The organism is Marinitoga arctica, assembly GCF_054657315.1.
The window spans coordinates 1-8,704 of the sequence record NZ_BAAHYY010000047.1 but is presented as its reverse complement, the minus strand read 5'-3'; the positions used below and the strand labels follow the sequence as shown (position 1 = coordinate 8,704).

The window sequence follows — 8,704 nt, the reverse complement described above, 5'->3', positions numbered from 1 at the left end:
ATTTAGCCTTTTTTATGGCTATTTATTACCCTTTTTCTCCTTTTTTTATCCTTGACTCCTTACCGGAAATCTTATATTTATATAAGACGTTAATTTATTATTTTAGTTCACTAATTTCCTTCTGAGCTTTAAAAAGTGCTTCTTCAGGTGTTAATAATCCCTTTAATGCCATAGTTATATATCTTCTTACCACTTCAGAAAATTTATTATATTCTATTAAATATGGTCTATTTAATACATTTTCCAACTCTAATAACTTCTTTTTATTATATTCCTTTTGTTTGAGATATTCTAAATGCATACTTTTATAAATAGGTATTTCATTATCAAATTGATAAAAAAATTCTTTTCTAGTTAAAATTTTTAATGCATTTATTGCCTTTTTTATATCATTAGCATTTCTTAAAATAGCTAACCCTTGAAATCCACTTACAGAAACTGTTTTTTTATTTTTCACATTATTTGATACAGGTATTAACTCTAAGCTTCCTTTATTTACAATTTTTGAATATCGCAAATCATCCATATATCTTGATTGATATGTCCAATTAGTTGTAAAAGCAGCATCTCCGTTAATGAAAACATTTAAAACATCATTTTCTTTGAATTCTAAAGATAATGGATTAATTAATCCTTCATCCAATAACATTTTCATATATTTTAAAGTTTTTATAGCTTTGGAGGTATTTATTTTAAGCGAGCCATCTTCATAATAATCTCCACCAAAAGCACCAAGCAACCATGTGAATTCACACATTAAAACTTCTTCATTTATCCACGAATCAACTATAGGATACTCTAATATTCCTTTTTCTTTTATAATTTTCGCCTGATATACTAATTCTTCTAAAGTTTTAGGGGGGTTTTTTAATCCTGCTTTTTTTAAAATGTCTTTATTTACATAAAAATGTTGAATATTAACAAGATACGGTAAAGCATATATTTTTCCATTATATTTAAATTGGTTTAATATATATTGAGGTATATCCTCAAAATAACTTTTATCTATTAAATCATCTAGAGGTAGAATCATATTATTGCTTGCAAGTTCTGGTATCCATATTAAATCTACTAAGGCTATATCATAAAAAGGTATTTTTGAATTTACTGATACACTAATATTCTCATACATATCTTCATAAAACTTAAAAGTAACATAAATATCTTCTACATTTTGCGAGTCGAGGTAGCTCATCAGATCTTCCGGTTGATATCCCGCTTGATACATATAAAGAAAGTTTACTCCAAAGGTAATTACATAGAAAAAAATAAAAAAGGTTATATTAAAAATTTTTCTCATAATTTCCCTCCAATATTATCATATTTTTTCAATTTATATTGTAAAGTTCTTAAACTTATTCCCAATGCTTTTGCTGTTTTTGTTTTGTTGCCAGAAAATCTTTTTAATGTTTTTAATATTAAATTTCTTTCCATTTCTTCTAAAGTCATATTAGAAAAATCCTCTGATATATTATTAGAATTATTTGTCCTCAATAATAATTCTATATCTGATTTTTTTATTAATTTATTAGTATCAGAAATGATATATATTCTTTCAATAAAATTTCTAATCTCTCTAACATTTCCTGGCCAATCATATGCTATTAAAGTTTCATATGCATCTTTAGAAAAATTTATTTTAGGTTTATTATATTTGACAGAATATCTATTATTAAAAAATTCTAAAAAAATGGGTATATCTTCTCTTCTTTCTCGAACTGGAGGTATATTTATATTAATTATATTTAATCTATAAAATAAATCCATTCTAAAATTACCCTTTTTTACCTCTTCTTCTAAATTTCTATTTGTTGCAGCAATCACTCTAACATCAACTTTTATTTCATTTGTTCCTCCAACTCTTTCAATAGTTCCATTTTCTAAAACCCTTAATAATTTACTTTGGATTTCTAATGGTAATTCGCCCACCTCATCTAAAAATATCGTACCTTTATCAGCAAGCTCAAATTTTCCTGGTTTAGATTTTTCTGCACCAGTAAATGCTCCCTTTTCATATCCAAATAATTCAGATTCAACTAAATCTTTTGGAATAGCTGCACAATTAACTATAATAAATGGATTCTCTTTTCTTTTACTAAATCTTTGAATATATCTAGTAAAAACTTCTTTTCCAACTCCCGTTTCTCCAGTAATCAATATATTGGCATCTGTTTCAATTACTCTATTAACAATATAAATAATATTTTTCATAATTTCTGATTGACCAATAACAAAATCTTCTTTAATATTTTCCTGAACTATATATTTTAATTTCTCATTTTCCTTTTTTAACTTAATTTCTTCATGCGCTTTTTCAATTAAAAACATAAGTCTTTTTAAATCTATAGGTTTTTTTATAAAATCAAAAGCTCCACATTTCATTGAATATACCGCATCTTGAACATCGCCAAACCCAGTCATTATTATTACTTTTAAATAAGGATTAATGTTAAGAAAATCCTTTATTTTTTCTGTTCCCTTTCCATCAGGCAAAATCATATCAAGTAGTGCAATATCATATTTTTGAAGGTTTTTAACACTTTTTAAGTCATGAAATACATCCACTTTGTATCCTTTTTTCATTAAAAATTGTTTTAAAACATTTGCACTATTTTTATCATCTTCAATAATTACTATCATTATAATCCTCCTTAAATTCTAATATTACCTTTGTTCCCTCATCAGAACTATTGATTTTTATATCTCCTTTTAATTCTTTCACTATTGAATGAACAATAAATAAACCTATTCCATTACCATACTTTTTTGTTGTAAATGGTTTTTTAAATAAGTTTTCTCTATATTCATCAGGTATTCCATTACCATTATCTTCGATAATAATATTGATTATATTATTATTTTTTAATACATCTATTTTTATTCTTTTTTTACCCTTTATATTCTCTAATTCTTCAACTGCATTATTTATTACGTTATAAAATAATTGATTTAATCTTTGAGGATTAGCTTTTAAAAAAATATTATTTTTTGCTTTAAAATCAACTTCAATAGAATTTTCTAATATTTTGTATTTTAACAAATTTAATATTTGAGAAATAACACTACTTATATTCACTTCTTTTTCTTTTGATTCTATTATTGCTCTCGAGGATAATTCTCCTACAATAGCATCTATGGTTTTAATCTGCTCTATTATTAAATTACTTATTTCTTCTATTTTTTTATTCCCTTCAAACTCTATTTTTAAATATTGCAAATTCAAATACATGGAGTTTAAAGGATTTCTTATTTCATGAGCTGCAATTCGTCCAAACTTTTCTTTTTCCACTAATTTTTCATTTAAAGAATATAAATCATTCATTTCTTTTTCTAAAGATATATCTCTAATTAAAACTAAAAGCGCTTTATCTAGGTAATTTCTACTAACTTCAATAAGCTTTTGTTCCCCTTTTATTTTCAATGAATATATTTTGTTTTCGGAACTTTTTAATTCAGCTTCACCTATTCCTAATAATACTTCTTTACCAAAATCATTTTCTGCTTTAATACTTCCATCTAAATCAAATAAAATTATACCTTCATGTAAATTATTAACTAAGTATTTCAAGGTATTTTTTTCATTTTCAATTTTTTCTATATTTGCTTCAATCTCTGTATGCATATTTTTTAAATTTTTCGCTAATATATTAATTGAATCTACTAAATCCTTATATCTATTATTCTCTTTGTTTTCTATTTTCATTTTTATATTAAAATTACCCTTAGCTATATCTTTTATAGATTTTATAGATAATTCTAAAGTCTCAATATTTTTTCCAAAATAAAATAATGAAAAATATATTAATAATGGTGAAATTAATATCCATATAATTAATGAAACATTTAAATTCGATGATATATTTTCAAAAAATACATCTTTAATTTTATTCTGTATTGAATTTAATTGTGATGTATCAAAAGAAATAACTAAGTCTATGTTATCGGATAATTTTATTATTTTTGAAGGATATTTATAATTATCTGATACAACATAATTATTCTTTATATCAAAATCAGAATAAAATTTATTTCGTTGAAAAATTTTGTTATTCTTCCCTATTATTGAAATTATAGAAATAGACGAAAGGTTTAAAGAATTGAGAAAAGATTCATCGATTTTTATTGATGAATATATTTGAACTTCATCTTTCTTTGCTCCAGATATTAAATATATTCCCTCTTCACTTTCAATATATCCATTAATAATATTATTTATCTTAGGAAAATCCCCTATTTTAATATTTTTTTCATTATCTACAATTATCAAAACACCATCAATTAAAGACGTGTTTAATAATTCCGTTATATATGAGTTAACTGTATTAATTAATCCATATTTAGCATAATCAACAATTCTTTGATTTTCCAAAATATTTATAGAAAAATTGATCAATTTTTTATTATATTCTACAAGATTATTTTCTACTGTTGGATAAATTTTTCCAACTAACTCAAATCCAAAATCATCAATAGTATTTTCAGTATAATCCGATAATTCCTTAAATATATACTTTGTTATATAGGTTTCATTAAACATTATTAAAATTGTAGGCAGTAGAACAGAGATTAATATTATTAATATAAATCGTTTTTTTAATGTCATCATTACCTCCAAATTTTTGCATACCTTATGCAATTTTTGCATAGTAATTATAATCTTTTTTTAAAATATACGCAATTTTTGCATATGTTAGTAATTCTTTTTAATCTGTATTTAAAATAGATCAAAACAAAAAATCTTAATATTTCTTAATTCTGTAAAAAAAGTTGGCACGTTGTTGCTAATAATATTATTGGATGAATTTATATAATTTGGAGGTGGAATTATGAAAAAGGTGTTATTAGCTTTATTAGTTTTATTTGCTATTTCTATTTATGCATTAGACGTTGGTATTGTTCTTCCTACAAAGGATGAACCAAGATGGGTACAGGATGAAACAAGGTTTAGGGATGCATTAAAAGATACAAATTATTCCGTTGAAGTTTTATTTAGCCAAGGAAATCCTGCAAGAGAAAGACAAAATGTTGAAGCTTTATTAGCAAAGGGTATTAAAGTTTTAATTTTATGTCCACATGATGGTGCTGCAGCAGCTTCCACTGCAAAATTAGCAAAAGAATCTGGAGTTACAGTTATTTCATATGATAGATTAATAACTGATACTGATGCTGTAGATTATTATGTTACTTTTGATAGTGTTGAAGTTGGTAGAGCTCAAGGACAATATTTGGTAGACCACGCAACAGGAAAAGATAATCCATTATATTTATATGCTGGCGCTTCATCAGATAACAATGCATTTTTATTCTTCCAAGGCGCATGGGAAGTTTTACAACCTAAAATTGCTGATGGAACATTCAGAATTATTAATTCTTCAGAAGCTATAAAATTACAAAACAAAAAAACATTAACACGTGCAGAAATGGCTAAAATAATCAATCAAATTACAACAGATTGGAGTTTTACTGTAGCCAGAAGAAAAGCTGAAGATAATTTAACAAGAGCTAAAAGATCAGATAAAGGTACAGTTTATATTTTAGCTCCAAATGATGGTACAGCTAGAGCTATTGCTGATGCTTTCAGGCAAGACAGAGATGTAAAAGAATATTATGTTACTGGTCAAGATGCTGAAAAAGCTTCAATTCAATACATTATAGATGGAAAACAATCAATGACAGTATTTAAAGATGTTAGAATCCTTGTTAAAGATGCTATAAACTTAGCTCAATTTGTTTTAAAAGGCGTTAAATTAATTACTCCTCAATCATATAATAATGGCGTTAAAGATGTTCCTGCTATTCAATCTGAAATCCAAGTTGTAACAAAAGACAATGTTAAAAAAGTATTAATTGATTCAGGATATTATAAAGAATCTGACTTTAGATGGTAATTAGAAAAAATCAAGGGTAGCTCTTGCTACCCTTTTTAAAAGTGAGAGGTGATTTTTTTGAGCGAGTATATTCTTGAAATGAAAAATATTACTAAAGAGTTTCCTGGCGTAAAAGCTTTAGATAATGTAAATTTTAAAGTTAAAAAAGGTGAAATTCATTGTCTTGTTGGTGAAAATGGTTCTGGTAAATCTACTTTAATGAAAGTTCTTAGTGGATTTCATAAATACGGAACATATGACGGAAAAATAATTTTCGAAGGTAAAGAACAAAAATTTCATAATATTTATGATAGCGAAAAAGTTGGAATTGTAACTATTTATCAGGAATTAGCATTAATCCCTGAATTAACTATATATGAAAATATCTTTTTAGGTCATGAAATAAAAAACAATGGTGTGATCGATTGGAATAAAACAATTTCAGAATCAACAAAAGTTCTAAAAAAATTAGGTTATGATATGGATACATCAAAGAAAATCAAAGAATTAGGTGTTGGATTACAACAAATTGTAGAAATAGGTAAAGCCTTAAGTAAAAATGTAAAACTTTTGATACTAGATGAACCGACTTCTGCATTAAATGAAACTGATAGTGAAAACCTTTTACGGATAATACAGGATTTAAAAAAACATGGAATTACTTCAATTTTGATATCTCATAAACTTAATGAGGTATTAGAAGTAGCTGATACCATCACTGTTTTAAGAGATGGTTTAACTATAACAACAATGGAAAATAAGAATATATCTGAAAATGACATAATTAAACATATGGTTGGTAGAGAAATTGAAGATATTTACCCAAAAAGAAACCATCAAATTGGTGAAAAAATCTTCGAAATAAAAAACTGGAAAGCATATGATAAAAAATCAAATAAATATGTTGTTAAATCTGCGAATTTTCATGTTAATAAGGGTGAAATAGTTGGTATTGCTGGACTAATTGGTGCCGGTAGAACAGAATTAGCTCATAGCATATTTGGAAATCCTGATGATTACAAAATTACCGGCGAACTATATTTCAATGGAAAAAAACAAATTTTTAATTCAACAACCGATGCTATAAAAGCTGGAATAGCATATGTTTCAGAAGACAGAAAAGGTAATGGATTAATTCTTGATTTTGATATTAAAACAAATATCACCATTGCAAACTTAAAAGATATTACAAAAGGTATATTTATAAACGAAAATGAAGAAGTTATTGTATCAGAAGATTATAGAAATTCATTAAGAATAAAATCACATAGTATAGAGCAAAAAGTTCTTAATTTAAGTGGAGGAAATCAACAAAAGGTGCAATTGGCAAAATGGCTGTTTGTATCTCCAAAATTATTAATATTAGATGAGCCAACCAGAGGAATAGATGTAGGCGCAAAACAGGAAATATATACAATAATGAATAAGCTTGTCGAAGAAGGAATGAGTATAATAATGATTTCATCAGAATTGCCTGAAGTTTTAGGAATGAGTGATAGAGTATATGTTATGGCCGGAGGAAAAATTGTTGGTGAATTAAGCAGAGAAGATGCTACTCAAGAAAAAATTATGGCAATGGCTGTAGAATATTAAGGAGGAATTTGTATGTTTGAAGAATTAAAAATTTTACTCAAAAAGAATATTAGAGAATATGGTATGTATATAGCTCTTATTATTATTATGGCTATATTTTCGCTATTAACTGATGGATTATTTTTCTCTTCAAGAAATTTAAGCAATCTATTTAATCAAATGGGTTATATTGCTGTTTTAGCTGTTGGTATGACTTTGGTTATTGTTATAAGGCATATAGATCTTTCTGTAGGATTTGGATCAGGATTCCTCGGTGCAATAGCAGCTATATTAATGTCACAATATAATATGCCTGTTCTTCCAACAATATTAGTAGTTTTTGCATTAGGTATTATTTTTGGTTTAGTAAATGGTTTTTTCATATCATATATAGGTCTTCCTTCATTTGTTATGACACTGGCAGGAATGATGATTTTTAGAGGAGCTTTACTTGTTTCAACTGAAAAAACTGGAACAATAATAATATCAAATGATACTTTCAATGAAATTGGAAATGGCTTTATACCAGATTTGTTCCATAATGAATATATACATGTTACATCACTATTATTAGGTGCAATTATTATTTTCTTATATATTCTATCTGAAATAAGAAAAAGAAATAACAAATTAAAATATAACTTTGAAGTATTATCTACAAGTGTTTTTATATTAAAACTGATATTAATATCATTTGTTATAGGTTATGTATTTTGGACTTTAGCTAGTTATAACGGAATATCTTGGACATTCCTAATTGTTTTAATTGTTGCATTTATTTATCATATAATCACAACAAAAACCCCTTTAGGAAGACATATTTACGCTGTTGGAGGTAATCCCGAAGCTGCAAAATTAAGCGGTATAAGCATTAATAAAATTACATTATTTGTTTTTGGATCTATGGGTTTATTAACTGCATTATCTGGTATTTTATATGCATCAAGGTTCCAATCTGCAACCCCAACAGCTGGAACATTATTTGAACTTGATGCCATTGCAGCTGCATATGTTGGTGGTGTTTCAGCAGCAGGTGGGGTTGGTAAAATTACAAATTCTATTGTTGGTGCTCTAGTTATGGCTTCGCTTATAAACGGAATGAATTTAATAGGTGTTGGTATTTCCTATCAATATATTATTAGAGGTGCTGTCTTAGTTGCAGCTGTTGTATTTGATATAAAAACTAGAAGTAAAGTATCTTAAAACCCTTCCTTTATAGGATAACCCCCTTTGGGGGTTATTATTTTTTTAATATTAATATGATA

General features: G+C 26.1%; 6 protein-coding genes. 3 read left to right on the top strand and 3 right to left on the bottom strand.

Going from position 1 to position 8,704, the window contains the following annotated elements; translation table 11 throughout:
- Window positions 1-97: 97 nt before the first annotated feature.
- The 3 genes from ACYQ44_RS09975 to ACYQ44_RS09965 are packed head-to-tail and all read right to left on the bottom strand — an operon-like array spanning window position 98 to window position 4,645.
- Window positions 98-1,300: an extracellular solute-binding protein gene (locus ACYQ44_RS09975; RefSeq protein ID WP_459997067.1), complete on the bottom strand. Its 1,203-nt coding sequence runs from the start codon at window positions 1,298-1,300 to the stop codon at window positions 98-100.
- The gene (locus ACYQ44_RS09970; protein WP_459997065.1) at window positions 1,297-2,640 is read right to left on the bottom strand and encodes a sigma-54-dependent transcriptional regulator; all 1,344 of its coding nucleotides are present in this window, start codon (window positions 2,638-2,640) and stop codon (window positions 1,297-1,299) included. Before ACYQ44_RS09970 ends, ACYQ44_RS09975 begins: the two co-directional genes overlap by 4 nt.
- On the bottom strand, window positions 2,624-4,645 hold the full coding sequence (locus tag ACYQ44_RS09965; RefSeq protein WP_459997063.1) for a sensor histidine kinase: 2,022 nt from the start codon (window positions 4,643-4,645) through the stop codon (window positions 2,624-2,626). Before ACYQ44_RS09965 ends, ACYQ44_RS09970 begins: the two co-directional genes overlap by 17 nt.
- 181 nt (window positions 4,646-4,826) lie before the next feature.
- On the opposite strand from ACYQ44_RS09965, the gene ACYQ44_RS09960 reads away from it, so the two are divergent.
- The 3 genes from ACYQ44_RS09960 to ACYQ44_RS09950 are packed head-to-tail and all read left to right on the top strand — an operon-like array spanning window position 4,827 to window position 8,642.
- Window positions 4,827-5,888: a sugar ABC transporter substrate-binding protein gene (locus tag ACYQ44_RS09960; RefSeq protein ID WP_459997061.1), complete on the top strand. Its 1,062-nt coding sequence runs from the start codon at window positions 4,827-4,829 to the stop codon at window positions 5,886-5,888.
- Window positions 5,889-5,945: 57 nt separating this feature from the next.
- Window positions 5,946-7,460 (top strand): ATP-binding cassette domain-containing protein, encoded by a 1,515-nt coding sequence (locus ACYQ44_RS09955; RefSeq protein WP_459997058.1) that lies wholly within the window; start codon window positions 5,946-5,948, stop codon window positions 7,458-7,460.
- A 12-nt stretch (window positions 7,461-7,472) separates the two neighbouring features.
- Window positions 7,473-8,642, top strand: coding sequence for a sugar ABC transporter permease (locus ACYQ44_RS09950; protein ID WP_459997056.1), 1,170 nt, complete (start codon window positions 7,473-7,475; stop codon window positions 8,640-8,642).
- The last annotated feature ends 62 nt before the right edge of the window (window positions 8,643-8,704 follow it).